This is a genomic window from Streptomyces sp. NPDC102437, assembly GCF_044765565.1.
Taxonomy (GTDB): Bacteria; Actinomycetota; Actinomycetes; order Streptomycetales; family Streptomycetaceae; genus Streptomyces.
This window is the reverse complement of the sequence record NZ_JBIWKI010000005.1, coordinates 17,424-41,573: the sequence shown is the minus strand read 5'-3', so window position 1 is coordinate 41,573 and position 24,150 is coordinate 17,424. Positions and strand designations below refer to the sequence as shown.

The window sequence follows — 24,150 nt, the reverse complement described above, 5'->3', positions numbered from 1 at the left end:
CCGCGCACCCTGGCGCCGCTCGCCCGCCCGGCGGCCATCGCTGAACCATTCGGTGCACCGGTGACCGTGCTGCGCTTCCCCCGGAACCGTCGCTGCGTCGTGGCTCCGGTGGCATCCCTCGTGGGCTGATCCGTCCATGTCGACGGCGGTCGGCCGCTGCACTGAGGCCGCCGACAAGCAAGGATGCGGCCCGACATGATCGAACGAGTCCGTCACGCCCACGTCACCGCTGACGAGACGATGCCGGTCATCCGCCGCACCAGGCCCGGCATCCCCGAGCGCTGGGTCCTGCCCGGCGGCGGCGTCGAGGCCGGCGACGAGTCCCGGGAGGCCGCCCTCCGAGAATGCGATCTTGGAACCGGCAGAGACCGCTGTTGACGTCCGAGATCGCAGAACTTCTATATGGCACCTCTTGGGCTTCTCTGTATTTCTCTATGGGTGCTGCGTTTTTTCGGTGATGCAGGAGGATTTGTCCACTGCTCTCCCGGAAGGAATTGCTCGCAGATTGGCCGGTGTCGCCGTGAGTGCGAAGCCGTGCGTAATGGAGAGTGAGTGATCCTTTTCGTGGTAGAGTCTCAATGAATTCACAGGACGCCGCGATTAAAAGGGGAATGGCGTGAATACCGAGAAGGTTACGGCTCGACGTCTTACGGTCGAGGAGATTTCAGGCTTGGGCCCCCAGGACGGAATCTTCGTCTCGGCAGGGATGGATGGCCTTCCTCTCGACTGCTATGCCCCGGCTTTTCTCACGGAGCCGGGCAAAAATTTCGATGGAGGGTCCTTCGCTGCGAGGACGGTTTTCGGTGAGGAGATTCACGTCCTCCCGGACAATGCTGAAGAGGCCGGGATCTGGATTGCTGACAAGGAGGGGGAGGAGATCGAGGTTCTCCAGAGTGCTGGCGTCCTCCTGAACCTTGCCCTCTTCGTGCCCAGCGGGAACAAGGAATCCCTGGAGTCGCTCTACTCCGCCGCGCGGGATGCGTTCGGTGCGGGGGTCGTTCAGCGCTGGAGCGAGGAAGTCGTCGCGGTGCCGGACGTCAAGGTCGACCTGTACGAGGAGCCGGCCCGGGCGCGGAAGAACGCGAACGGTCAGAACCGCGACCGCCGCGCCCTGGACATCTACCCGACCCGAGTGCGGTTCCTGGAGCCCAGCGAGGGCTGGAAGTTCATTGTCGAACCGCACAAGGAGATCGTCGACGACACACCGACAATCTGACCTGAGGGCAGCCTGAGGCCACGCCGGATGCACAGCACCGCTCCCGGTGACGGATTCAAGAGCCCGTAGCAACCCGCTGGTCAAGCGGCTGTTGTCAGCAGTTCAGCCAGACGCTCGGCCGGGGCTTCCCAGCCGAGCGTTCTGCGTGGGCGTGGGTCGGATTCCGCAGCGACAGCGTCCGAGTGATCCGGTCGTCCGCGTTCCGGCCGCTGTTCATCGCCCCTGCCGGCACGTTCTGGCACGCCCCCCGGGCGGGGCCACGGGAGACCACTGCCTGGACGGTGTTGCCCGGCGTGGCGGGGATGCGCTCGTCCGTGGTTGCCCGCGCAGCAGGGGCGTGTGGGCCCCGTAGGGCCGGAGCGGGCTGTCGGCGTGCTCGTCACGGTCACGCCGGAGCCGGGCGGTGGCTGCGGCCCGTGGGTGTCAGGAGTTGCGCGGGCCGACCAGGCCGGATTCGTAGGCCAGGACCACGAGCTGGGCTCGGTCGCGGGCATGGAGTTTGGTCATCGCCCGGTTGATGTGGGTCTTCGCGGTCATCGGGCTGATCACCATGTGGTCGGCGACCTCGTCGTTGGACAGGCCCCGCGCGACGAGGGCGACGGCCTCGCGTTCGCGGTTGGTCAGCTCTTCCAGCCCTGCCCCGGCACCGGTGTCGAGCGGCTGGGACACATACCTGTCGATCAGCTTGCGGGTGATCGAGGGCGCGAGCAGGGCGTCGCCGCGTGCGGCTACGCGGACGGCGTGCAGGAGGTCGTCCGGGACGATGTCCTTGACCAGGAATCCCGCGGCACCGGCGCGCAGCGCGTCGAAGACGTAGGCGTCCATGCCGTAGTTGGTCAGGATCACGACGTGTACCCCGGCCAGGGTCGGGTCCGCGGCGATGCGCCGGGTCGCCTCGATGCCGTCGACGACCGGCATCTGGATGTCGATGAGAGCGATGTCGGGCAGGTGGAGCAGGGCGAGCTCCAGCCCCTCCTTGCCGTCGGCGGCCTCGGCCACCACCTCGATGTCGTCCTCGAGGTCGAGAAGTGCGCGGAATCCGCTGCGGATGAGCGGCTGGTCGTCGACGAGCAGGACTCGGATCACGGTCGCTCCACGGGGAGTTCGGCCCGGACGGTGAAGCCACCCTCGCCGCGCGGTTCGGCGCGCAGGAGGCCGCCGAGTGCGGTGACGCGTTCGCGCATGCCGAGCAGCCCGACGCCGGGCACGGGCACGGTGCCAGGGGTGCCCTTGCCATCGTCGTCGATGCGGAGCGCGAGGGCGTCGGGCCGGTAGTCGATCCGGACCGACGCCGTGGTGGCGGCGGCGTGCCGGACGATGTTGGTCAGCGACTCCTGGACGATCCGGTATGCGGTCCGTCCCACCGCGGCCGGCACGTCGTGCTGCCGCCCCTCGATCGTCAGCGTCGCCTCCAGACCGGTCCGGCCGGCCCGCTCCACCAGTTCCGGTACGTCGGCGAGCCCGCGGGGCGGGGCCGTGTCGTCGTCGCGGAGCGCCTCCAGGGTCGCGCGCAGTTCCCGGCTCGCCTCACGCCCGGCCTCCTGGATCGCCAGCAGGGCCTCCGGCACGTTCTCGCCGCGTCTGCGGGCCACGTGGACGGCGACTTCGGACTGCACCTTGATGACGGAGATCTGGTGGGTGAGCGAGTCGTGCAGTTCCCGGGCGATGTGCAGCCGTACTTCGTCGGCGCGGCGCCGCGCGGTCTCCTCCCGGGTGCGCTCGGCCTCCTCCGCCCGTCGCTCCGCCTGCCGCACCGCCTCCCCCGCAGCGAAGGAAGCGATGAGCCAGGCGAGTTCCAGAGTGCTGCGGGCCTGCACCGACACCTCGCCCACGGGCCCGTCGCGGAAGACCAGGGCCGTGAGTTGCAGAGCCACCAGGAGGGTCGCGGACGCCGCCACCGCCAGGGCACGGTGCCCGGCCCGCACTGCGCCGTACACCGCGACCAGGTACGCGACGGTGAGCACGTCGACCCCGGCCGCCTGGTAGCCCACCGCGCACAGCCCGGAGACGACCAGGACGACGACCGGAGCCCTGCGGCGCGCGGCCAGCGCCAGGCCGCCGACCGTCAGCAACGCGTAGCCGAGCAGGCCGGGCCCCGGGTCGGGGGGCTGCCCGGACCACCCGTCGCCCAGCATCAGCGCCACCACGGCCACGGCGATCACCCAGTCTCCGACACGAGCCGGTACACCGAACCGTCGTTTGCCCATGCGCGCACCCTAGCCAGATGCCGCCGCGGGCGAGTCCGGCTTATGGACGACCGACCGGCTACCGCGCCTGCGGTACTCGCGCGGCCCCTGCAACGTCCGCGGTAGCCACCTACGCCACCGGCGGCAGCGCAAAGTGCGTCCGTACGCGGGACGACCGGCGACAGGTCCGGCGGACAGGATCGGGTGTCATCCAGGAGCAGGAGTCGTACGAGAAGAAGGAGCACCTCATGTCCGTGCGTCACGAGCCCGCCGCACCTGCGGCCGCGCACGATTCGGTCCAGTCGCTCGCCGTCGATGCCTACGACCTGACCGCCGGGCGGCTCGTGGGCACCACGGGCGCGCTGGTGGCGCTGGTCGGCGTGGTCGTCGGCGGGGTGGCCCTGGCCCGTTCCACCGGCCGAATCGGTAACGGCAACGGGAAGAGGGGTGCCCTCGTGGCCCTGGTGGCGGGGCTGATCGGCATGGCCGTCGGCGCAGTGAATCTGGCCGTCGCCGACGGCGGTCCCGGCACCGGCAACGGAGTGGTCGGTGGCGCACTGGCGCTGCTGCTGGGACTGATCGCCTCGGTCCTCGGCGGGCTGGCCCTGGTCCGGTCCCGCCGCACCGGCCGGACGGCTGACCGTCCCGTCCACCTGCGCGCGTCCGAGTGACAGAGCGACAGGGACAGGGACTTGAGGAGACGATGACGGCAGGTGTTCCTGATCTCGCGGGCCCGTGAGGAGTACGAGCGTACCGGCGACGCCCCAACGGCCGTCGTCACGGGGCTCGCGCGGCCAGCCAAGGTGATCACGCCGCGGCCGCCATCATGATCGCGCTCTTCATCACCTCTTTGCTCGGCCCCGACGTCGCCGTCAAACAGGGCGGTCTGGGCATGGCCGTCGCCGTGCTCATCGACGCCACCATCGTCCGGACGGTCTTCGTCCCCGCGGTGATGGAGCTCTTCGGCCAGGCCAACTGGTGGATGCCCGGACGCCGGGCGCAGAAGGCGACCTCGACTGCACCGGCCGCAGTCAGGGAAGAGGCCAAGGTCTGACCTCTACTTGTCTCGAGCTTGACCCCAGGCCCACTCCCAGGCGTGCGCGCCGACATGACGGGGCCGCCCGGGAGGGCACTGATAGGGCGCTCTGCACGTCAACGTTCGGCATTGGGTGCGAGCGGCTACTGCCCCAGGGACGGATCCGGCCCGAAGTCGGCGACTTGCATGGTTGCGGATCCTTCCGGGCGGGCTGTTGAGCACCCCACGGACGCGCACGGGATGCCGGAGTCGTGGCAGCGGACTGCTTCGTCATAGCCGGCGTCTGGGAGGTCCATCCAGACCGTGCGGCTGCGTCGTTGGATGAGGGCTTGCCCTGCCTGTGTCGTCGTCCGGATGCCGGCTGAGGTGGGTGACCACGCCGAAGATCACGTTCTCGCGGCTGTAGACGCTGGTTTTGAGCTGGTCGGACACCCGCTCCATGATGGCGATGGCATCCTGGTTGAACTCGACTTCGCGTGGCGTGCCGGGCGGCGCTGCCGCCACACGGCAGTTTAGACAGGCGCTCGGCTGGGGTTTCCCAGCCGAGCGTTTTGCGTGGGCGGCTGTTGAGTTCGGCGGCGACAGCGTCCAGGTCATCGCGGCTGTGGCGGGACAGGTTTGTGCCCTTGGGGAAGTACTGGCGGAGCAGGCCGTTGGTGTTGCTCGCGCGTCAGACGGCGTCCCTTCCGGTGACGGTCCTCCCGGATCTCGAAGTCCATCGCATCCCCTGAGCTGGGGTGTTGCGACGACCACTAGAACTCAAGGTTGGCCTGGGGCTTTACATGGAGCGGGTGACGAGAATCGAACTCGCGCTCTGAGCTTGGGAATCACCCGGTACTTGATGGCCCGCAGGGCTCCTGACCTGTGAGAACGCCCACTGAAGGCGCTGTTCTGGCCGTCTCGGCCGATCCCTTGTTGACCGCTGTTCACCGCCGATACTGGCACGTTGTGGCACGCGGCGCTGCCAGGGGGACGGAGTAGGCGAAGCCCCTGCCCAGTACCGCCGTTTCCCGGCCGGCACCCCGCACGAGCGTGAGCGAGCTTCGGACCGAGTCGGTCCGGGGCCGCCATAGCCTGTGGCCAGACCCAGGGGATCCCGGTCCGCCGGTGGAGTGGGGAAGGTCAGGCCGGGTTGATGTTCTCCGCTTGGGGGCCCTTCTGGCCCTGGGCGACGTCGAACGCCACGACCTGACCCTCCTGGAGCTCACGGAAGCCCGAGGAGTTGATCGCCGAGTAGTGGGCGAAGACGTCCGGGCCGCCACCGTCCTGAGCGATGAAGCCGAAGCCCTTCTCCGCGTTGAACCACTTCACAGTTCCCGTAGCCATGTCTCATGCGTTCCAGTCGATTCACGTCTTCCGCTGCATGCGGAAGGCGGAGGTGATCGTCCTGGTTCCTGCGGCACAGCACAGCAAAACGCCCACACCGCAGGGGTGGGCAGAGGGAACTTCCGAACCACGACAGCTCACCAGGACGGTAGACGTCCGCACACTCCGTCACCAGAGGAATCGCCTGCATCTGTGTGCGGTGCCCGCCGGTGTCCGGCGGGCGCGCACCGCCTCAGTCGTCGGTCGGCGGCTCTGCCGATTCGGCGGCGCGGCGGTACTCGGCGTTGATGCGCTGCGCCTCTTCCAGCTGGTCTTCCAGGACGACGATGCGGCAGGCGGCCTCGATGGACGTGCCCTGGTCGACCAGTTCGCGGGCGCGGGCGGCGATGCGCAGTTGGTAGCGGGAGTAGCGGCGGTGGCCGCCCTCCGAGCGCAGCGGGGTGATCAGGCGGGCTTCGCCGATGGCGCGGAGGAAGCCCTGGGTGGTGCCGAGCATCTCGGCGGCCCGGCCCATCGTGTAGGCGGGGTAGTCGTCGTCGTCAAGCCGGCCGTACGAGTCGTCTGCTGTCATTTGCACCTCTCTTGTGGAACGCATGGAGGGGCCCTGGTGCCGTACGGCACCAGGGCCCCGAAGGAACTACTACACCACCTGCCGGCCCTGATACTGCACCGGCATTCTGTGTCCGCAGACCCGACCTGGCTGCTGTCGGGAGTGCGGGGATCGCGGTTGCTTGACCGGAGACCACCTCACTATCGATGTCCTGCGGTACCCGGGCTCAATGCTCCGGCCCGGGCGATCCTGATGGCGCGGGCTCCTCCGTTCTTCCCTCGGTGATCAACTACCTACCATGGGGCACTGCTGGTACTGCTGGTACTGCACTACTGCTAGTACCGCGTACTGCTGGTGATGCGAACTACTCAGCGGCCTGTGACAGCGCCGCTCTCCGGCAGCCAGCCCCGTTGCCCTTCCTGCGTCTGCTCTGGCTTGGAACCCCACTGCCGAACTTCCCGGTGCGCGCGTCCGCAGCCGACGCCTTCACCGAGGTACCGCTCAGTCACTTCACTGCTGGGTACTGCGAACTGCGCTCACGGGTACCGCAACTTCCATGACAGCGGTCCCGCTTTGGCGGCCCCTCACTGCGGGCCACCCGGTCCGGCCGTCAGTCCCGTCGCCGTCCTGCAACAACCCTGGCTTCGAAACTCCACTGCCGAACCGTTCTGCAACTACATGCACTGCCGGCAGTTCTTCTCTGCCAGGCCCTGCTGTCTCTCTGGGGTACGAGAGAAACCATAACCACGCCACCACTCAATGTCTACTCCGGCCAACAGAGATTTTCGCGTGTCCCGTGAGGAGGTGATTGACCTCGCCGGAGGCTCCGGCTGGCCCGTGGTCCACCGGTTCGCCAGAGCGACCGCGGTCACCCGCCGGGGTCTTTGAGGGGAAGACAGCGACTGTCCGTCCTGCTCGGCAGCACGACCGGTCGAGGGGACGGGACGACTCGTGAATAGGATCGGCTCTCATGTCGAAGCCTGACGAGCTGCTCGTTGACGTCGCCACGTTGGTGGAGTCCGGGCACAGCAATCAGATGTCCCTGACCGTGGTCACAGGTGGTGCTGTCATCACCGGCCGGCTGGCGCCCGAAGCCGTGTGGAGGCAACGGGTGTCGGAGGTCCTGACGGACTCGTCCCGTCTGGGCGAGTTCTCTGCCATGTTCACCGCTACGACGCGGTGGGAGGGGCCGCCCGCGTATCTGCACTTCCATATGGCGCGGATCCTTCAGGGCACGGTGGGGATCCCGGAGACGGGTGGGATGTACCGCGTCTCGATCGCGGATGTCAGCGCCTGGACCATGGGCGACTTCAGCTACTCCGATCACTGACGTCGCGCCGCGCAGAGAGACTCACCGGTACGCGGGAGGGCCCGACCGGCGTGTGCCGGTCGGGCCCTCCTGGCTGTTCGGTTGTCAGCTCGCGCTTCCCATCAGCCAAACGGTCGGACAGTCAGACGGCCACCCGGACGCCGAGCATCGCGGAGGCGTGCTGGAGCGGGCTGAGGGCGCGGGTGGGGGCGGCGGTTCGGGGGAGGCTGCGGCAGGTGAAGCCGAGCTTGGTCATGGCCCGGAGGACTTCGTCGGCGCTGAAGTCGCGGCGATCCTGGCGGGTGATGACCTCGCCGACCTGCTTGACAGGGTAGGCGCGGCGGCCGATGGTCACGGACTCGCCGACGACCTCCTCGGGCTTGATGCCCTTCATGGAGTCCAGGACGCCGCTCCTGGTGAGTTCGAACGGGAAGCGGGCAATAACACAGCGCACGATGCCTCACAGGGATCACAGAGAGAGGAAGGAGATTGTTCCGCGGTGGTGAGACGGTTCAGAGGGCCAGGGCGAGGACGCCCGACGCGCTGTCCTGTTCGTCCACGGCGGACGGGGTAGCGGGCCGGCGGTGGTGCGTGGCGTGCTCGGCCATCATGGTGTCGGGCGAGGTGTGCGGCCCGCGGTCGCCGAGGATGTCGCGCAGTTGGAGCCGGTCCGTGTAGGCGGGGCTGTCGCGGACGGTGGTGAGCTGGGCCTGGGTGACCAGTCCGGTGCACAGACTGTCGTTGTCGCAGACCCTCAGGTGTCCGGTCCTGGCACTGGCCATGACGGACAGGGCCACCTCGACGGTCATGTCGTCGCAGACCTGTGGTCCGGCCGTGTTCATGGCGTCGAGCGCCGCCCGGGGCACGCGGCCGACGTTCGCCGAGTGGGGCTGCATCTGGACCAGCGTCACAATGTGCCTCCTGCAGAGATGGGTCAGCTTCCGGATCACGCGGTGCTCAGGCCGCCGCGTCGAAGGCGGGCTGTCGCCCGCTCACGCGCCGGGCAGCCGTGGCGGGGCTGCGTCGACCGCGGGAGGCCGTGCCGCGCTTGCGTCGCTCGGGTGCCGGCGCGGTGATGGTCACGGGGATGCCGGAGGGGGTCCGGGCGCCGGTGATCCGGCGGAGCGCTTCCTCGCCGGAGCGGACCTGGGTGGCCCGGGGCACGATGCCGGCGGCCGCCATGAGGCGCGTCATGTCGCGGCGCTGGTTGTTGGTGACCAGGGTGACGACACTGCCGGACTCGCCGGCCCGCGCGGTACGACCGCCACGGTGGAGGTAGTCCTTGTGGTCGGTCGGCGGGTCCACGTTCACGACGAGGTCGAGGTGGTCGACGTGAATGCCGCGCGCCGCGACGTTCGTCGCGACCAGGACGGTGACGTGCCCTGTCTTGAACTGGGCGAGGGTGCGGGTGCGCTGCGGTTGTGACTTACCGCCGTGCAGGGCGGCAGCCCGGACACCGCTGGCGAGGAGGTCCTGGGTGAGGCGGTCCACGGCGTGCTTGGTGTCCAGGAACATGATCACCCGGCCGTCGCGCGCCGCGATCTCCGTCGTCAGCCGGTGCTTGTCGGCACCGTGCACGTGCAGCACGTGATGTTCCATCGTGGTGACCGCACCCTGGGAGGGGTCCACGGAGTGGACGACGGGGTCGGTGAGGTAGCGACGGACCAGGAGGTCGACGTTACGGTCCAGGGTCGCGGAGAACAGCATGCGCTGGCCCTCGGGGCGGACCTGGTCCAGGAGCGCGGTGACCTGCGGCATGAAGCCCATGTCGGCCATCTGGTCGGCCTCGTCCAGGACGGTGATGGCGACCTGGTTCAGCCGACAGTCGCCGCGGTCGATGAGGTCCTTGAGGCGACCGGGGGTGGCGACGACGACTTCGGTGCCGCCCCGCAGAGCATTCGCCTGCCGGCCGATCGGCATCCCGCCGACGACGGTGGCCAGGCGCAGCTTCACGGCTCGGGCGTAAGGGGTGAGGGCATCGGTGACCTGCTGAGCGAGTTCCCGGGTGGGAACCAGGACCAGGGCCAGCGGCTGACGGGGCTCGGCGCGCTGCCCGGCGGTGCGGGCCAACAGGGCCAGGCCGAAGGCGAGAGTCTTGCCGGAGCCGGTCCGGCCGCGGCCCAGGACGTCACGGCCCGCCAGAGAGTTCGGCAGCGTCGCACCCTGGATCGGGAACGGCATGGCCACGCCTTGCGCGGTGAGCGCGGCCAGCAGGCTCCTCGGCATGTCGAGGTCGCTGAACACCTCGACTGCGGGCAGCGCCGGAGTGATCGTCTCGGGCAGGGCGAACTCTCCCTGCATCGCGGCAGGCCGCCTGCCACCCGAACGGCTCGGACCTGCCGAACGGCTCGGGGCGGAAGAACCGGAGCGACTGCCCCGCATCGAACCGGCAGCGGAGTCGTACCCGTGGCCGCCATTGCGGCGGGCACGGGAGGAACGGCTGTTCGTGCGTGTGGGGTTCATACAGAACCTTCCTTGATACGGCGCGTATCAAGGAATTCCGCAGCGTAAGAGCAGCGCGGGGAATCACAGGCACGGACCGAATGGAATGCGAACGTGGCCCACGGGAAATCCGTGTCGACGTGCGCAAAAATGATGGATGGCGTGCGAAAAAGAATCCGGTGCATCGCCGGGCGCGGCTCCGAGGCGACTGCGTGCCTCAATATTTTGATCCCGCAGACGAACTGCTGCGGAAATGCGTGCAGCTGGGGCCCGCACCCCGAGGGATGCGGGCCCCAGCTACGAAATGCGCGCTGGTGTCAGGCGGAAACGATGTTCTCGGCCGTCGGGCCCTTCTGGCCCTGCGCGATGTCGAAGCTGACCTTCTGGCCTTCCTGCAGTTCGCGGAAGCCCTGGGCGGCGATGTTCGAGAAGTGGGCAAACACGTCAGCGCCGCCACCGTCCTGCTCGATGAAGCCGAAACCCTTTTCCGCGTTGAACCACTTCACGGTGCCAGTAGCCATGTCATATCTCCTTTGGGCAGTACACCGGAATCCGTACTGTACGGAAACCGCGTCGCCGCGATGATGCCCCGCCCGGAAAATGACCGGAAATACAAAGCGCTTCCCTGCGGCATCGAGGCCGACCGGAGGCGCTTGAAGTTTTTTGGGTACCAAAACTGCAACCGAGGCCGACAGTAGCACGCCGTGGAGGATTGTGTGCGTCAAATATTTCCCCGTGCGTGCTGCGGCAGAAACTCTCCCAGTAAGGGCCGTTAAATTCTGAGGCCGCCGACACAGGTATTCATTTACCTCGAGTGCAGCGTTTTTCGAAAGCAAGGAGGTCGATCTGCTGCGACGTCTGCAGTCCATCGGAACCTGTTTCTGCGGGCCGGGGCCCCGGGAAGCCTTCCCGGCAGCTCGCAGGAGACCCTGTGGCCGATAGCCCGCCGACCAAGCGGCGGCTGCCGCGGGTGATCCGGGCGGCGACGTGCAGGATTTCGCCGACACCATCGACAATCTCCGCCACGTCCTGGCTCCCGACCGCCGCAGACTCGCCGGTCTGACGCAGGGCGACCCTACGGAACCGAACATCGCCGATCCGCTGTGCTGGCTCGACTTCGAGTTCGCCGGGCGCAACACCGTCGCGGGCGAGGCCGCCAACCTGCTCTGGTACCTGATGGCTCTGGGAGGCTGGCTCGTCCCCCACTACCAGCCCGACGTGTACGCCCGCACCCTCCGCCTCGCCCTGCCGCCCCTGGCCCGCCCGCACATCGAGCACCTGGAACTGCACCGGAGCAGTCGCCACATTGATGTCCGGTACTCCTGGAACACCGGCCCCGGCCGCGCTGCGGCCCTCACACGGGCGCTGGACGGCCTTCGCAGGAAGAACGGCACCGGCTTGGGGAAGATCCGTGCTTTTCTCGCCCTGCGCGTCCTCGGCGTCATCCCGCCCTCCCGGCTCACCGGACACGACCTCCTGCTCGTCCTGATCAAACTCGCCGAGAGCCAGGACCCGCAAACGATGCTCGACACCTTCTTCACCACCACACCGGCCCTTCACCCCCACCCCGGCGAACGGAGCAGCAATGTCTCTGCCCCCGCTTGAGACATCTCTCCAGACCCGGCCGCTCCAGGGCCGCACCGCCCTCGTCACCGGCGGGGCCACCGGCATCGGCGCCGAGATCGGACGGGCGCTCGCGGCCGCCGGAGCAACCGTGGCGGTCAACCACCTCAGCCAGGACCGCGATGCCCACGCCCTCCTCGCCGCCTTCGAGCGCGCGGGCAGCCCCGGGATCGCGGTGAACGCCGACCTGACCGATCCATGCTCCGTCCAGACCATGGCCGGCCTCGTCCGCACCGAGATCGGACCCGTCGACATCTTGGTGAACAACGCCGGTTCTTACCCCCGCGTTGCCTGGCAGCACACCGACGAGACCGCTTGGAACCACTCCCTCGACGTGAACCTCACCGCTCACTACCGCACCTGCCACGTGCTCACCCCCGACATGATCAAACGCTGCTGGGGTCGGATCGTGAACATCGGCAGTGTCAACGCCCGCGCCGGCCGGACGAACCTCGTCGCGTACAGCACCGCGAAGGCAGGGCTGCTGGGACTGACCCGCTCCCTCGCCCGCGAACTGGGCCCGTACGGGATCTGCGTCAACACCGTCATGCCCGGGGCCATCCAGGTCGAGGCCGAGAACACCCTCCCCGCCCAGCACCGCGCGCGGCCGGAGGACCAGATCAAGCGCAGTGTGTCCCGCGTCGTGGTCGGCCCGAGGATGTCGCTGCCCTGGTGGCGTTTCTCGTGGGTCCCTCCGCCTTGTTCATCACGGGGCAGTCCGTCCACGTCGACGGCGGCTGGCTGCTGCACTGAGACCCACCAACAAGCAAGGAGACAAACGAAAATGATGGAACGAGTCCGCGCCGTCCTCGTCACCGCAGACGACACGATGCTGGTCATCCGCCGCACCCGGCCCGGAATCCCCGAATACTGGGTCCTGCCCGGCGGCGGCGTCGAACCCAGCGACGAGTCCCGGGAGGCGGCCCTCCACCGGGAGATCCACGAGGAGATCGCGGGGAAGGCCGACATCATCCGCCTGCTCCACACGATGGAGTCCGACGATGAGCGGCAGCTCTTCTACTTCGCCCGTATCGCGACCTGGTCCTTCGACGACCGCACCGGTCCCGAGTTCAGCGCCGAAGGCCGCGGCGAATACGCGCTGGAGGAGATCCCGCTGACCCTGGAGGGCCTCGACGGCATCGACCTCAAGCCCGAGGAGATCGCCCACGTCCTACGGGGAGCCATCAGAGCCGGAAGCCTCGGAGTCGAGGCATCGCTCTGAGCCTTCGAGTGCGTCAGCACGCCATCAGGGCGCCGGCACGCTCTGGGTTCGCAGTGCCGTACCGGAGCTCAACACAGGTCACCGCGTGGTCGGCGCTCCCAAGTCCCGTGCGGGCCGAAGAGAGATCGTGCTGCCGTCATTCCTCCACGAGGACGTCCGTCGGCACCTGGAGTGGTTCGCCCAGCCGGCAGTGGACGGGCTCGTCTTCGTTGGTGAGAGGGGGCGGTACTGCACGGCACCACGTTCGGCCGCAAGTGGCGCCGGGCCCGGGACAAGGTGGGGCTGCCCGAAGGCTTCCGCTTCTACGACCTGCGGCATACGGGCAACACGCTCGCGGCCGACACCGGTGCCGAGCTCAAGGACCTCATGGTCAGGGCCGACCAGTCCTCCGAGCGCGCGCAGCTGATCTATCAGCACTCCACCAAGGAGAATCAGCGCAGGCTCGCCGCCAACATCGATCTCGATGTGCGCCGCCAACAGTCGGCTGCAGCCTCGGGGCGTGGTGGGGCGACCGTTCACCCGCTGGTGCCCCGCCCGCCCGGACCGTCCGCCCCACGGGCTGCGCGGCGTTGATCGCGAAGGAGCAGACAGTCCGCACCGCGGGTGTGGCGCAGGGCACTTGGAGGCGATCTCACGATGCGGGACCCGGTAGTGGAGCGCTCGCCCTCAGGGGTGACAGATCCAATATTGATGCAGATGGGAATGGTCGTTATGGCACGCGAATGGCACGAGCCCTAAAAATGGTCTAGACAACAAACAAGCCCTGGTCTCCGACCAGGGCCTTCATCATGGAGCGGGTGACGAGAATCGAACTCGCGCTCTGAGCTTGGGAAGCTCATGTTCTACCATTAAACTACACCCGCGAAGCGGGCCGCCTGAGCGGCCTCTACCGCTGCACACTGTACCCCATGCCAGGTCCCCGGCGTTTTAGCCGTGGGGCCTTTTTGCTGTGTGGAGGGGGTGGATGCGCGTGCTGGGGGCGGGAGTTGGGGGCGTAGCGTGAGGGGTCGGAGTGCCGTGTGGAGTGGCGTCCTGTTCATCCCCTAATGTGGCGTTCTCGTCCAAGGCTTGTTGGGGAAGGGACTTGATGGACTCCATGGAGCGCACCGTCGTCCGCTGTGCCGAAGGGCACGTTTTCGCTACCGCTTCGTTCCCGATGCAGCATCTCGGGTCCGGGCGGATCGGTCCCGGGCGGCTTATTCGCTGTCCGCGTTGCGCTCGGTTGCGGCATGCCGTGCCCGTGGTGTTCGAGCGGCGGTAACGGCGGTGGCAGGCGCGCGGGTGGTCCCGGATTGGGGTGGGCCCGCGCGTTCTGCGTATCCTCGGGGCGTGCTTCTCTCAGATAAGGACATCCGGGCCGAGATCGACGCCGGACGTGTACGCATTGATCCGTTCGATGCGTCGATGGTGCAGCCATCGAGCATCGATGTGCGGCTCGACCGCTACTTCCGGGTGTTCGAGAACCACCGCTATCCGCATATCGACCCGGCCGTCGAGCAGGCCGATCTGACGCGCATGGTCGAGCCGGACGGGGACGAGGCGTTCATCCTCCACCCCGGTGAGTTCGTGCTCGCGTCGACTTACGAAGTCATTTCGTTGCCCGACGATCTTGCGTCGCGGCTGGAGGGCAAGAGTTCGCTGGGGCGGCTCGGGCTCGTCACGCATTCGACCGCCGGGTTCATCGACCCCGGTTTCTCCGGGCACGTGACGCTGGAGCTGTCGAATCTCGCTACGCTGCCGATAAAGCTGTGGCCGGGGATGAAGATCGGGCAGCTGTGCATGTTCCGGCTGAGCTCGCCCTCGGAGTTCCCGTACGGCTCCGAGCGCTACGGATCGCGGTACCAGGGCCAGCGCGGGCCGACGGCGTCGCGTTCCTTCATGAATTTCCATCGGACCCAGGTGTGATTCCCATGAGCGGTGATGTGAACGTGGACGACGTGCGGGAGAACCTGACCTACGAGGGGTTCGGCCGTGCCGTGCGTGAGCTGGCGCAGACCGTGGCGGACGACGGATTCGAGCCCGATGTGGTGCTCAGCATCGCGCGGGGCGGGGTATTCGTCGCCGGCGGGCTCGCCTACGCGCTGGACTGCAAGAACATTCACCTGGTCAACGTGGAGTTCTACACCGGGGTGGGCACCACCCTGGAAATGCCGGTCATGTTGGCGCCCGTTCCCAATGCCATCGACTTCTCGGACAAGAAGGTCCTGATCGCCGACGATGTCGCCGATACCGGGAAGACGCTGAAGCTGGTGCGTGATTTCTGTATCGATCATGTCGCCGAGGTGCGCAGCGCGGTCATCTACGAGAAGTCGCATTCGCTGGTGAAGTGCGAATACGTGTGGAAGAAGACCGACCGCTGGATCAACTTCCCGTGGAGTGTGGACAAGCCCGTCGTGCGGCGCAGTGGGCAGGTTCTCGACGCCTGACCCGTGCCGGACCCGGCAGCGGAGTTGTTCCGGGTCAGTGGTGGTGGTGGGTGTTGAGGCGGGCCGCCTGGCGGGTCAGGTGGTCGCGTTCGGGCAGGCTGGGTGCCTTGCGGGCCGCCTCGGCGTAGAGGCGTGCCGCTGTCGACAGGTCGCCGTCGCGTTCGTGGAGGTAGGCCGCCACCGCGGTGTGGCGGGGGAGCGATTCGTCAAGCGCCGCGAGTGCCGCCAGGCCGGCACGTGGTCCGTCGGCCTCGCCGATGGCCACCGCGCGGTTGAGGCGGACGACCGGGTTGTCGGTCAGGCGGGCGAGCTCGTCGTACCACTCGACGATCTGCGGCCAGTCGGTCTCCCCGGCGGTGGGCGCGTCGGCGTGGAGGGCCGCGATGGCGGCCTGGGCCTGGAACTCGCCCAGCCGGTCGCGGGCGAGGGCCGTCTGGAGTATGCCGATGCCCTCGGCGATCAACACAGTGTCCCACCGGCTGCGGTCCTGCTCGGCGAGCGGTACGAGGCTGCCGTCCGGTGCGGTCCGCCCGGCGCGCCGGGCGTGGTGGAGCAGCATCAGGGCGAGCAGCCCGGACACCTCGGGGTGGTCGATCACGGCCGCCAGCTGCCGGGTGAGCCGGATGGCCTCGGCGGAGAGGTCGACGTCGCCGGAGTAGCCCTCGTTGAAGACCAGGTAGAGGACGCGCAGCACGGTGGCGACATCCCCGGGCCGGTCGAGCCGGACGCCGGAGACGGTGCGCTTGGCGCGGCTGATGCGCTGTGCCATGGTCGCCTCGGGCACCAGACAGGCCCGCGCGATCTGCCGGGTGGTCAGCCCGCCGACGGCGCGCAGTGTGAGGGCGACCGCGGACGACGGGGTCAGCGACGGGTGGGCGCACAGGAAGTAGAGCTGGAGCGTGTCGTCCACCGCGGGAGCGTGGCCGGGCGCCGGTTCCTCGTCGATCAGGTCCTCGCGCCGGCGGCGGGCGGTGTCCGCCCGGGTCGCGTCGAGGAACTTGCGCCAGGCCGCGGTGATCAGCCAGGCCTTCGGGTCGCGCGGAGGGTCGGACGGCCAGACACGGACCGCCTCGACCAGCGCGTCCTGCACGGCGTCCTCGGCCGCCGCGAAGTCGGCTCCGCGGCGGACGAGGATGCCGAGCACGCTCGGCGTGAGGCTCCGGAGGAGGTTCTCGTTCATGGAGGAGCCCCTCATCGCCGAGTCGGTCCGGTCACTCGGAGATGGTGGGCATCTCGGTCAGGAACGGGCGCAGCTCCAGCCATTCGTGGATCGGCTTCCCGCCCGCCCCGGGGGCGGCCGACAGCTCCCCGGCCAGCTCCACGGCGCGCTCGTGACTGTCGACGTCGATCACCATCCAGCCGGCGATGAGGTCCTTGGTCTCGGCGAACGGGCCGTCGGTGACCGGCGGGCGACCCTCGCCGTCGTACCGGACCCACGTCCCCTCGGGGGCGAGCGCCTGGGCGTCGACGAACTCGCCGGTCTTCTCCAGCCGGGCCGCGAAGTCGTTCATGTACTGCACATGCGCCGTGATCTCCTGCGGCGTCCACTGGTCCATGGGGACGCAGTTCACCGCGTCCGGAGCGCCGCGGTAGTGCTTGAGCATCAGGTACTTGGCCATCGTGTACTCCTCGGTGCTGGTGCGACCCATTCTGGTCGCGTTCACCGCTGGGACGGAGCAGGTCACGAGTTTTCGACATCCGCGTCCGTCTCTGTACGAAGAAACCCCCGGCGGACGGAATGTGCCGGGGGTTTCGTCGTACGAACAGGAGCGGGCGGGTGTCAGAGCGTGCCCAGCTTGATGATCGACAGCAGCGCGATCAGCTGGATCGCGGACGCGCCCAGCGCCTTCGGCCACGGCAGGTCGTGCGACTTGCTCACCATCGAGGTGAAGAGCGCGGCCGAGGCCAGCCAGGTGACCCAGCCGAGGATCTGGACCAGGGAGTTCTCGCCGCCGAGGAAGAGCGCGAATATCAGGCGGGGCGCGTCGGTGATCGACATGATCAGCATGGACAGGCCCACCGTCGGCTGCCACGCGCCGTCGCCGCCGAGCTGGCGGGCGAGGGTGTGCGTGACCGCGCCCAGGACGAGGCCGCCGATGACGAAGCCGATGCCCGTGATGACGACGTAGGGCACCGCTGTGGAGATCGTCGCGTGGATCGCGTCGTCCCGGGCCTGGTCGAAGCCGAAGAGCGCGAGCAGGCCGTACAGGAACGTGACGATGAGCGCCGGGCCCCAGACGGGGTAGTCGCGCATCTGCCAGAACGTCGGTCCCGGGCGGAGCACGATGCCGGTGAGCAGCTCCTTCCACGGCAGCCGGGGGCCTGCGGGCTGGGCGGGGGCCTGGCCGGCGCGGTAGGTGTCGCCGGGGCCGTACGGGTCCTCGCCGATGCTGAACGCCTGCGTATGGCCCGGGGAGTTTGCGTACGGGTCGCCGTGCTGGGGGCTCTGGGGGTGCTGCGGCTGGTTGTACGGATCGCCGAAGTACTCCGGTTCGCCGTGATTGCCGCCGTTACCGCCACCATTGCCGGCGCCGTTGTAGCCGCCGTGGCCGCCGCCGTTGTAACCGCCGTTGTTGTACGGCGGCGGGGCCGCGTTGCCTCCTGCCGGTGGCCAGGGCTGTTGACCGTACGGCGGCGGTGCCTGTGTGCCGTACGGCTGCTGCCGCGGTTGCTGCTGCGCTTGCTGCGGGGTGCGGTTGTCCCGGCCGCGTCCGATCCTGAATCCAGCCACGTCATCGAACGTACCTGGTCCGGGCCGGTGCGGTCAGGGGGCCTGGGGAACCTGCCCGCCATTGCCGCCGAGCTGTGACATCCCCTAGGGGAACCCCGGGGGGACAGCTCCAGGGCGGCGGGCGGCCGGGCAGGGAAAGCGGAAGCGGCCGGTCCCGCCCCCTGGGCAGGTCCGGCCGCTTCCGTCGTGCGGCTCGCGGGGGGTTACTTCACCGGCTCCGGCTCCGGCGCGTCCGCCGCCTGGGCCTCACCGGCCGGGTCGGCCGGGGTCTTCACGGACTCCAGCAGCAGCTGCGACACGTCGACCACCTGGATCGACTCCTTGGCCTTGCCGTCGTTCTTCTTGCCGTTGACCGAGTCGGTCAGCATGACCAGGCAGAACGGGCAGGCGGTGGAGACGATGTCGGGGTTGAGGGACAGAGCCTCGTCGACGCGCTCATTGTTGATGCGCTTGCCGATCCGCTCCTCCATCCACATCCGGGCACCACCGGCGCCGCAGCAGAAGCCGCGCTCCTTGTGGCGGTGCATCTCCTCGTTCCGGAGGCCCGGGACCTTCGCGATGATCTCGCGCGGCGGGGTGTAGATCTTGTTGTGACGGCCCAGGTAGCACGGGTCGTGGTACGTGATCAGGCCCTCGACCGGGGTCACCGGGATCAGCTTGCCCTCGTCGATGAGGTGCTGGAGCAGCTGGGTGTGGTGGATGACCTCGTACTCGCCGCCGAGCTGCGGGTACTCGTTGGCGATGGTGTTGAAGCAGTGCGGGCAGGTCGCGACGATCTTCTTGGACGACTTCGGCTTCTTCGTCTCCGGCGCGTCGTCATCCTCGCCGAACGCCATGTTCAGCATCGCGACGTTCTCCTGGCCGAGCTGCTGGAACAGCGGCTCGTTGCCCAGGCGGCGGGCGGAGTCACCGGTGCACTTCTCGTCGCCGCCCATGATCGCGAACTTGACGCCCGCGATGTGCAGCAGCTCCGCGAAGGCCTTGGTGGTCTTCTTCGCCCGGTCCTCCAGGGCGCCCGCGCAGCCGACCCAGTACAGGTAGTCGATCTCCGTGAGGTCCTCGACGTCCTTGCCGACGACCGGGACCTCGAAGTCGACCTCCTTGGTCCACTCGACGCGCTGCTTCTTCGCCAGACCCCAGGGGTTGCCCTTCTTCTCCAGGTTCTTGAGCATCGTGCCCGCCTCGGACGGGAACGCGGACTCGATCATCACCTGGTAGCGGCGCATGTCGACGATGTGGTCGATGTGCTCGATGTCGACCGGGCACTGCTCCACGCACGCACCGCAGGTGGTGCAGGACCACAGCACGTCCGGGTCGATGACGCCGTTCTCCTCGGCCGTGCCGATCAGCGGGCGCTCGGCCTCGGCGAGAGCGGCGGCCGGGACGTCCTTGAGCTGTTCCTCGGACGCCTTCTCGTTGCCCTCCATGTCCTTGCCGCCGCCGGCCAGCAGGTACGGGGCCTTGGCGTGCGCGTGGTCGCGCAGGGACATGATCAGGAGCTTGGGGGAGAGCGGCTTGCCGGTGTTCCAGGCGGGGCACTGCGACTGGCAGCGGCCGCACTCGGTGCAGGTGGAGAAGTCGAGCAGGCCCTTCCAGGAGAAGTGCTCGATCTGCGAGACGCCGTAGACGTCGTCCTCGCCCGGCTCCTCGAAGTCGATCTCCTTGCCGCCCGACGTCATCGGCAGCAGCTCGCCGAGCGAGGTCTCGCCCTTGGCGTTGCGCTTGAACCAGATGTTCGGGAAAGCCAGGAAGCGGTGCCAGGCGACACCCATGTCCTGCTTCAGGGCGACCGTGATCATCCAGATGAAGGAGGTCGCGATCTTCAGGCCGGCGAAGAAGTAGGTGAGGTTCTGGAGGGTGGAGACGTCCATGCCCTCCAGCCAGTTGACGACCGGGTACGAGATGAAGAAGGAGGACTCGTAGCCGTCGACGTGGTGCTGCGCGCCTTCGAGGGCGTGCAGCATGAAGATGCAGACGCCGACGATGAGGATGACGGCCTCGACGAAATACGCCTGGCCGAAGTTGGACCCGGCGAAGCGGGACTTGCGGCCCGGCTTGCGCGGGTGGGCCAGCTGCCGGATCACGATCAGGGTCAGGATGCCGAGCACGGTCATCGTGCCGATGAACTCGACGAAGACGTTGTACGGTGCCCAGTCGCCGATGACCGGCAGGAGCCAGTCGGCCTTGAAGAGCTGGCCGATGGCGTTGACGATCGTCAGCAGCAGCGAGAAGAAGCCCACCGCCACGAACCAGTGCGCGACACCGACGATGCCCCAGCGGTTCATCCGGGTGTGGCCGAGGAACTCCCTGACCACGGTGACGGTGCGCTGTGCGGGCTCGTCCGTGCGGGTGCCGACGGGCACGTTCTGGCCGAGCCGCATGAAGTTGTAGATCTGCAGGAGGGCGCGGAGGAACAGGGCCACGCCGACCACGATCAGAACCAGCGACACGATGATCGCGGCGAGTTGCATTTGGGGGCTCCTCGGGCCTGCGAGGGTGGGGAGGGTCGGATCCAGCGTCAATGAGACGGGTACTGGCGATTATCGGTGATCACAGTGCTTACTAAGCAGTAACTTAATCAGTCTGTGCTGACAGTACCGACTTCTTCTGCCGCGCTGTAGCCGGACGGGCGGTGATCTGTGTCGCTCAGGCGTGCCTTTCCGTGCCGCGTGAGCCCGCGGGCCGCCTCGCGCAGCGGAGCGTGCACCGCCCTCGCCAGGATGGCCAGGTCCAGCCCCGTCCCGTGGTGCTCGGCGTAGTGCTGGTCGAGCAGGTCCGGTTCGTCCCACGGCATTCCTGAGCGGGAGTGCACCTGCGCCAGGCCGGTCAGGCCGGGTTTCAGCTCCTGCCGCCAGTGTGCCGCGTGGGGGTCGGCGTCTTCCGGGGCCAGGGGTTCCGGGCCGACCAGGGAGAGGTCTCCCCGTACGACGTGCGGCAGCCGGGAGAGCAGGTCCAGCCGCAGGTGCCGGGTGCGCAGGGAGCGCAGTACGAAGACGTGTCCGTTCAGGCCGATCCGGGGTGAGCGGGTCAGCACGCCGCCGGGCGGTCTGCGCGCCGCGAGGGCGAGGGCGCCCGCGGCGAGCAGGGGGGAGGTCAGGGTCAGGAGGGCCGAGCCGAGGGTCACGTCCAGTACGCGCTTGGCCGGCGGACGCTCCCACTGTCGTGCGCGTGCCCATACCCGCACCCGTGTCCGTCCCCGTCTCTTCGTCTGCATCGTTCGCACCTGCCTGGGATCGCGGCGGATCGAATGCCGGTTTTGCGTGGCTCACGACATTTTGTGACAGAACGATCCCATGGGGCGATGATGGGGGCGGCTGCGCCGCCCGGGGGACCGGGGAGTTTCGTGCGCGGGGCGAGGGATGTCGCGCGCGGTTGGGGGGCCGCAGGCTGGGAAATAGTGGGGCGCGCAGGGTCTGTGCACGATAGTTGAGTCGCCTCGACTCAGGTCTGTTGACAGTGGGGCGGGGGTCGTGCATCCTTGAGTCAGTTCCACTCAAGTAGTCAAGCTGGAGGAATTGAAATGGCACGTGCGGTCGGCATCGACCTGGGCACGACTAACTCCGTCGTCAGCGTTCTCGAAGGCGGCGAGCCCACCGTCATCACCAACGCAGAGGGCGCCAGGACCACGCCGTCCGTCGTCGCCTTCGCGAAGAACGGCGAGGTGCTGGTCGGCGAGGTCGCCAAGCGCCAGGCAGTGACCAACGTCGACAGGACGATCCGCTCGGTCAAGCGCCACATGGGCACTGACTGGAAGATCGACCTGGACGGCAAGAGCTTCAACCCGCAGCAGATGAGCGCCTTCATCCTGCAGAAGCTGAAGCGCGACGCCGAGTCGTACCTGGGCGAGAAGGTGACCGACGCGGTCATCACCGTCCCCGCGTACTTCAACGACTCCGAGCGCCAGGCGACCAAGGAGGCCGGCGAGATCGCGGGCCTGAACGTCCTGCGTATCGTCAACGAGCCGACCGCCGCCGCGCTGGCGTACGGGCTCGACAAGGACGATCAGACGATCCTCGTCTTCGACCTCGGTGGCGGCACCTTCGACGTGTCGCTCCTGGAGATCGGTGACGGCGTCGTCGAGGTGAAGGCCACCAACGGTGACAACCACCTCGGTGGTGACGACTGGGACCAGCGCGTCGTCGACTACCTGGTGAAGCAGTTCGCCAACGGGCACGGCGTGGACCTGTCCAAGGACAAGATGGCTCTCCAGCGTCTGCGCGAGGCCGCGGAGAAGGCGAAGATCGAGCTCTCGTCCTCGACCGAGACCACGATCAACCTGCCCTACATCACGGCGTCCGCCGAGGGCCCGCTGCACCTGGACGAGAAGCTCACGCGCTCGCAGTTCCAGCAGCTCACGGCCGACCTCCTGGACCGCTGCAAGAGCCCGTTCCACAACGTCATCAAGGACGCGGGCATTCAGCTCTCCGAGATCGACCACGTCGTTCTCGTCGGTGGCTCCACCCGTATGCCGGCCGTCGCCGAGCTCGTCAAGGAGCTGACCGGTGGCCAGGAGGCCAACAAGGGTGTGAACCCGGACGAGGTCGTCGCCATCGGTGCCTCGCTCCAGGCCGGTGTCCTCAAGGGCGAGGTCAAGGACGTACTGCTCCTCGACGTCACCCCGCTGTCCCTCGGTATCGAGACCAAGGGCGGCATCATGACCAAGCTCATCGAGCGCAACACCACGATCCCGACCAAGCGGTCCGAGATCTTCACGACGGCCGAGGACAACCAGCCGTCCGTGCAGATCCAGGTCTACCAGGGCGAGCGCGAGATCGCGGCGTACAACAAGAAGCTCGGGATGTTCGAGCTGACCGGCCTGCCGCCGGCCCCGCGTGGCGTCCCGCAGATCGAGGTCGCGTTCGACATCGACGCGAACGGCATCATGCACGTCGCCGCCAAGGACCTCGGCACCGGCAAGGAGCAGAAGATGACCGTCACCGGCGGCTCCTCGCTGCCGAAGGACGAGGTCAACCGGATGCGTGAGGAGGCCGAGCAGTACGCGGAGGAGGACCACCGCCGCCGCGAGGCCGCCGAGTCGCGCAACCAGGGCGAGCAGCTCGTCTACCAGACGGAGAAGTTCCTCAAGGACAACGAGGACAAGGTCCCCGGTGACGTGAAGACGGAGGTGGAGACCGCGCTCACCGAGCTGAAGGAGAAGCTCAAGGGCGAGGACACCGCCGAGATCCGTACCGCCACCGAGAAGGTCGCGGCCGTCTCGCAGAAGCTCGGCCAGGCGATGTACGCCAACGCCCAGGCCGACGGCGCCCCGCAGGGCGACCCGCAGCCGGGTGCCCAGGCCAAGGCCGACGACGACGTCGTCGACGCCGAGATCGTGGACGACGAGAAGGACGCCAAGGGCGGTGCGGTGTGACCGAGGAGACTCCGGGTTTCGAGGAGAAGCCCGACGTCCCCTCCGGCGCCACCCCTGACGGAGCTGAGCCGAAGGACGCCTCTTCCTCCTCTTCGGAGGAGGGGGCGGCCCCGGCCGGGGACGCAGTACAGACAGTCGGCCTGACGGCCCAGCTGGACCAGGTCCGCACCGCGCTCAACGAGCGCACGGGCGACCTCCAGCGGCTCCAGGCCGAGTACCAGAACTACCGCCGCCGGGTCGAGCGGGACCGGGCCACGGTCAAGGAGATCGCGGTCGCGGGTCTCCTGTCCGAGCTCCTGCCCGTGCTCGACGACGTCGGCCGGGCCCGGGACCACAACGAACTCGTGGGCGGGTTCAAGTCGGTGGCCGAATCCCTGGAGACGGTCGTCGCCAAGCTGGGCCTGCAGCAGTTCGGCAAGGAGGGCGAGCCCTTCGACCCGACGATCCACGAAGCCCTGATGCACTCGTACGCGCCGGATGTCACGGAGACGACCTGCGTGGCGATCCTGCAGCCGGGGTATCGGATCGGCGAGCGCACCATCCGCCCCGCGCGGGTGGCGGTGGCCGAACCCCAGCCGGGTGCGACACCGGCCGCAACGAAGGAAGAGAAGGCAACCGACGAGGAGAGCGGTGGCACCGAGGAGGTCTGACATTCCGTCCGACCACCTCGCGGCCCACCGCCCGGCCATGCGACCGGCCAGCAGGCCGGTCG

26 protein-coding genes, 1 tRNA gene and 2 pseudogenes are annotated in these 24,150 nt (G+C 68.2%); 14 read left to right on the top strand and 15 right to left on the bottom strand.

The genetic code is table 11. From position 1 onward, the window contains the following. Positions 1-195 precede the first annotated feature (195 nt). Together ACIRJP_RS08390 and ACIRJP_RS08385 are read left to right on the top strand one after the other, a co-directional pair. Positions 196-378 carry an NUDIX domain-containing protein gene (locus ACIRJP_RS08390; RefSeq protein ID WP_404169844.1) on the top strand — a complete coding sequence of 61 codons (183 nt, stop codon included), beginning with the start codon at positions 196-198 and terminating at the stop codon, positions 376-378. 238 nt (positions 379-616) lie between these two features. Further along, complete coding sequence (locus tag ACIRJP_RS08385) at positions 617-1,216, top strand: hypothetical protein (RefSeq protein ID WP_404169841.1); 600 nt, start codon at positions 617-619, stop codon at positions 1,214-1,216. Between the two features lie 423 nt (positions 1,217-1,639). On the opposite strand, the gene ACIRJP_RS08380 is transcribed toward ACIRJP_RS08385, so the two are convergent. Further along, complete coding sequence (locus ACIRJP_RS08380; protein ID WP_404169838.1) at positions 1,640-2,302, bottom strand: response regulator; 663 nt, start codon at positions 2,300-2,302, stop codon at positions 1,640-1,642. Next, complete coding sequence (locus ACIRJP_RS08375) at positions 2,299-3,423, bottom strand: sensor histidine kinase (protein WP_404169835.1); 1,125 nt, start codon at positions 3,421-3,423, stop codon at positions 2,299-2,301. The genes ACIRJP_RS08380 and ACIRJP_RS08375 overlap by 4 nt, the downstream gene beginning before the upstream one ends. Positions 3,424-3,650: 227 nt before the next feature. On the opposite strand from ACIRJP_RS08375, the gene ACIRJP_RS08370 reads away from it, so the two are divergent. After that, the gene (locus ACIRJP_RS08370; protein ID WP_404169831.1) at positions 3,651-4,073 is read left to right on the top strand and encodes a DUF6223 family protein; all 423 of its coding nucleotides are present in this window, start codon (positions 3,651-3,653) and stop codon (positions 4,071-4,073) included. A 155-nt stretch (positions 4,074-4,228) separates the two neighbouring features. Then, positions 4,229-4,456 (top strand): MMPL family transporter, encoded by a 228-nt coding sequence (locus tag ACIRJP_RS08365; RefSeq protein ID WP_404169828.1) that lies wholly within the window; start codon positions 4,229-4,231, stop codon positions 4,454-4,456. 493 nt (positions 4,457-4,949) lie between these two features. Here ACIRJP_RS08365 and ACIRJP_RS08360 read toward each other — a convergent pair. The 3 genes and pseudogenes from ACIRJP_RS08360 to ACIRJP_RS08350 all read right to left on the bottom strand — a co-directional run. Further along, positions 4,950-5,099, bottom strand: a pseudogene (locus tag ACIRJP_RS08360) (transposase); the annotation flags it as partial. Between the two features lie 461 nt (positions 5,100-5,560). Beyond that, on the bottom strand, positions 5,561-5,764 hold the full coding sequence (locus ACIRJP_RS08355; protein WP_404169825.1) for a cold-shock protein: 204 nt from the start codon (positions 5,762-5,764) through the stop codon (positions 5,561-5,563). 232 nt (positions 5,765-5,996) lie between these two features. Further along, positions 5,997-6,335, bottom strand: coding sequence for a MerR family transcriptional regulator (locus tag ACIRJP_RS08350; RefSeq protein ID WP_404169822.1), 339 nt, complete (start codon positions 6,333-6,335; stop codon positions 5,997-5,999). A 949-nt stretch (positions 6,336-7,284) separates the two neighbouring features. Here ACIRJP_RS08350 and ACIRJP_RS08345 point away from each other — a divergent pair. Further along, on the top strand, positions 7,285-7,644 hold the full coding sequence (locus tag ACIRJP_RS08345; protein ID WP_404169819.1) for a hypothetical protein: 360 nt from the start codon (positions 7,285-7,287) through the stop codon (positions 7,642-7,644). A 121-nt stretch (positions 7,645-7,765) separates the two neighbouring features. Here ACIRJP_RS08345 and ACIRJP_RS08340 read toward each other — a convergent pair whose 3' ends face one another. The 4 genes from ACIRJP_RS08340 to ACIRJP_RS08325 form a co-directional block, all read right to left on the bottom strand. Beyond that, entirely contained in the window at positions 7,766-8,077 is a 312-nt protein-coding gene (locus ACIRJP_RS08340) for an SCO5918 family protein (RefSeq protein ID WP_404169816.1), read from the bottom strand. Positions 8,078-8,135: 58 nt separating this feature from the next. Then, the gene (locus ACIRJP_RS08335; protein WP_404169813.1) at positions 8,136-8,534 is read right to left on the bottom strand and encodes a hypothetical protein; all 399 of its coding nucleotides are present in this window, start codon (positions 8,532-8,534) and stop codon (positions 8,136-8,138) included. A gap of 46 nt (positions 8,535-8,580) precedes the next feature. Further along, positions 8,581-10,086 (bottom strand): DEAD/DEAH box helicase, encoded by a 1,506-nt coding sequence (locus ACIRJP_RS08330; protein ID WP_404169810.1) that lies wholly within the window; start codon positions 10,084-10,086, stop codon positions 8,581-8,583. 296 nt (positions 10,087-10,382) lie between these two features. Continuing rightward, on the bottom strand, positions 10,383-10,586 hold the full coding sequence (locus tag ACIRJP_RS08325; protein ID WP_072489439.1) for a cold-shock protein: 204 nt from the start codon (positions 10,584-10,586) through the stop codon (positions 10,383-10,385). Positions 10,587-11,052: 466 nt separating this feature from the next. On the opposite strand from ACIRJP_RS08325, the gene ACIRJP_RS08320 reads away from it, so the two are divergent. The 5 genes and pseudogenes from ACIRJP_RS08320 to ACIRJP_RS08300 all read left to right on the top strand — a co-directional run bounded on the left by ACIRJP_RS08320 (position 11,053) and on the right by ACIRJP_RS08300 (position 13,483). Next, complete coding sequence (locus ACIRJP_RS08320) at positions 11,053-11,670, top strand: hypothetical protein (protein ID WP_404169807.1); 618 nt, start codon at positions 11,053-11,055, stop codon at positions 11,668-11,670. After that, positions 11,651-12,241 (top strand): annotated as a pseudogene (locus tag ACIRJP_RS08315) (SDR family NAD(P)-dependent oxidoreductase); the annotation flags it as partial. The gene ACIRJP_RS08320 and the pseudogene ACIRJP_RS08315, both read left to right, overlap by 20 nt. A 119-nt stretch (positions 12,242-12,360) precedes the next feature. Beyond that, positions 12,361-12,441 carry a hypothetical protein gene (locus tag ACIRJP_RS08310; RefSeq protein ID WP_404170435.1) on the top strand — a complete coding sequence of 27 codons (81 nt, stop codon included), beginning with the start codon at positions 12,361-12,363 and terminating at the stop codon, positions 12,439-12,441. A 31-nt stretch (positions 12,442-12,472) separates the two neighbouring features. Beyond that, a complete protein-coding gene (locus ACIRJP_RS08305; protein WP_404170432.1) occupies positions 12,473-12,910 on the top strand; it encodes an NUDIX domain-containing protein in 438 nt (145 codons plus the stop codon). Between the two features lie 276 nt (positions 12,911-13,186). Beyond that, positions 13,187-13,483, top strand: coding sequence for an integrase (locus ACIRJP_RS08300; RefSeq protein ID WP_404169804.1), 297 nt, complete (start codon positions 13,187-13,189; stop codon positions 13,481-13,483). A 216-nt stretch (positions 13,484-13,699) separates the two neighbouring features. Here the strand turns inward: ACIRJP_RS08300 and ACIRJP_RS08295 are convergent. Next, positions 13,700-13,773, bottom strand: a tRNA-Gly gene (locus ACIRJP_RS08295). Between the two features lie 466 nt (positions 13,774-14,239). On the opposite strand from ACIRJP_RS08295, the gene dcd reads away from it, so the two are divergent. Both dcd and ACIRJP_RS08285 read left to right on the top strand, forming a co-directional pair. After that, positions 14,240-14,815, top strand: coding sequence for a dCTP deaminase (gene dcd / locus ACIRJP_RS08290; protein ID WP_072487843.1), 576 nt, complete (start codon positions 14,240-14,242; stop codon positions 14,813-14,815). Between the two features lie 5 nt (positions 14,816-14,820). Continuing rightward, positions 14,821-15,336, top strand: a complete 516-nt coding sequence (locus ACIRJP_RS08285; protein WP_358942286.1) for a phosphoribosyltransferase — start codon at positions 14,821-14,823, stop codon at positions 15,334-15,336. A 34-nt stretch (positions 15,337-15,370) separates the two neighbouring features. On the opposite strand, the gene ACIRJP_RS08280 is transcribed toward ACIRJP_RS08285, so the two are convergent. From ACIRJP_RS08280 to ACIRJP_RS08260, 5 genes are all read right to left on the bottom strand, one after another. Beyond that, complete coding sequence (locus ACIRJP_RS08280; protein WP_404169801.1) at positions 15,371-16,516, bottom strand: RNA polymerase sigma factor; 1,146 nt, start codon at positions 16,514-16,516, stop codon at positions 15,371-15,373. Positions 16,517-16,547: 31 nt separating this feature from the next. Beyond that, entirely contained in the window at positions 16,548-16,955 is a 408-nt protein-coding gene (locus tag ACIRJP_RS08275; RefSeq protein WP_404170428.1) for a YciI family protein, read from the bottom strand. A gap of 161 nt (positions 16,956-17,116) precedes the next feature. After that, complete coding sequence (locus ACIRJP_RS08270) at positions 17,117-18,067, bottom strand: Yip1 family protein (protein ID WP_404169799.1); 951 nt, start codon at positions 18,065-18,067, stop codon at positions 17,117-17,119. Positions 18,068-18,270: 203 nt separating this feature from the next. Then, a complete protein-coding gene (locus ACIRJP_RS08265) occupies positions 18,271-20,538 on the bottom strand; it encodes a (Fe-S)-binding protein (RefSeq protein ID WP_404169795.1) in 2,268 nt (755 codons plus the stop codon). A 107-nt stretch (positions 20,539-20,645) separates the two neighbouring features. Beyond that, on the bottom strand, positions 20,646-21,281 hold the full coding sequence (locus ACIRJP_RS08260; protein ID WP_404169792.1) for a sugar transferase: 636 nt from the start codon (positions 21,279-21,281) through the stop codon (positions 20,646-20,648). Positions 21,282-21,587: 306 nt separating this feature from the next. Here ACIRJP_RS08260 and dnaK point away from each other — a divergent pair, with 306 nt between their 5' ends. Beyond that, on the top strand, positions 21,588-23,438 hold the full coding sequence (gene dnaK / locus ACIRJP_RS08255; RefSeq protein ID WP_404169789.1) for a molecular chaperone DnaK: 1,851 nt from the start codon (positions 21,588-21,590) through the stop codon (positions 23,436-23,438). Beyond that, on the top strand, positions 23,435-24,088 hold the full coding sequence (grpE, locus tag ACIRJP_RS08250) for a nucleotide exchange factor GrpE (RefSeq protein WP_351254307.1): 654 nt from the start codon (positions 23,435-23,437) through the stop codon (positions 24,086-24,088). Before dnaK ends, grpE begins: the two co-directional genes overlap by 4 nt. Positions 24,089-24,150: the final 62 nt, after the last annotated feature.

Bases quoted from the DNA above. Each gene is read 5' to 3' on its own strand.
- ACIRJP_RS08390 (WP_404169844.1), top strand. From the start codon at position 196: ATGATCGAACGAGTCCGTCACGCCCACGTCACCGCTGACGAGACGATG.
- ACIRJP_RS08375 (WP_404169835.1), bottom strand. From the start codon at position 3,423: ATGGGCAAACGACGGTTCGGTGTACCGGCTCGTGTCGGAGACTGGGTG.
- ACIRJP_RS08370 (WP_404169831.1), top strand. From the start codon at position 3,651: ATGTCCGTGCGTCACGAGCCCGCCGCACCTGCGGCCGCGCACGATTCG.
- ACIRJP_RS08365 (WP_404169828.1), top strand. From the start codon at position 4,229: ATGATCGCGCTCTTCATCACCTCTTTGCTCGGCCCCGACGTCGCCGTC.
- ACIRJP_RS08355 (WP_404169825.1), bottom strand. From the start codon at position 5,764: ATGGCTACGGGAACTGTGAAGTGGTTCAACGCGGAGAAGGGCTTCGGC.
- ACIRJP_RS08350 (WP_404169822.1), bottom strand. From the start codon at position 6,335: ATGACAGCAGACGACTCGTACGGCCGGCTTGACGACGACGACTACCCC.
- ACIRJP_RS08345 (WP_404169819.1), top strand. From the start codon at position 7,285: ATGTCGAAGCCTGACGAGCTGCTCGTTGACGTCGCCACGTTGGTGGAG.
- ACIRJP_RS08330 (WP_404169810.1), bottom strand. From the start codon at position 10,086: ATGAACCCCACACGCACGAACAGCCGTTCCTCCCGTGCCCGCCGCAAT.
- ACIRJP_RS08325 (WP_072489439.1), bottom strand. From the start codon at position 10,586: ATGGCTACTGGCACCGTGAAGTGGTTCAACGCGGAAAAGGGTTTCGGC.
- ACIRJP_RS08305 (WP_404170432.1), top strand. From the start codon at position 12,473: ATGATGGAACGAGTCCGCGCCGTCCTCGTCACCGCAGACGACACGATG.
- ACIRJP_RS08285 (WP_358942286.1), top strand. From the start codon at position 14,821: ATGAGCGGTGATGTGAACGTGGACGACGTGCGGGAGAACCTGACCTAC.
- ACIRJP_RS08280 (WP_404169801.1), bottom strand. From the start codon at position 16,516: ATGAACGAGAACCTCCTCCGGAGCCTCACGCCGAGCGTGCTCGGCATC.
- ACIRJP_RS08275 (WP_404170428.1), bottom strand. From the start codon at position 16,955: ATGGCCAAGTACCTGATGCTCAAGCACTACCGCGGCGCTCCGGACGCG.
- ACIRJP_RS08265 (WP_404169795.1), bottom strand. From the start codon at position 20,538: ATGCAACTCGCCGCGATCATCGTGTCGCTGGTTCTGATCGTGGTCGGC.
- ACIRJP_RS08260 (WP_404169792.1), bottom strand. From the start codon at position 21,281: ATGCAGACGAAGAGACGGGGACGGACACGGGTGCGGGTATGGGCACGC.
- dnaK (WP_404169789.1), top strand. From the start codon at position 21,588: ATGGCACGTGCGGTCGGCATCGACCTGGGCACGACTAACTCCGTCGTC.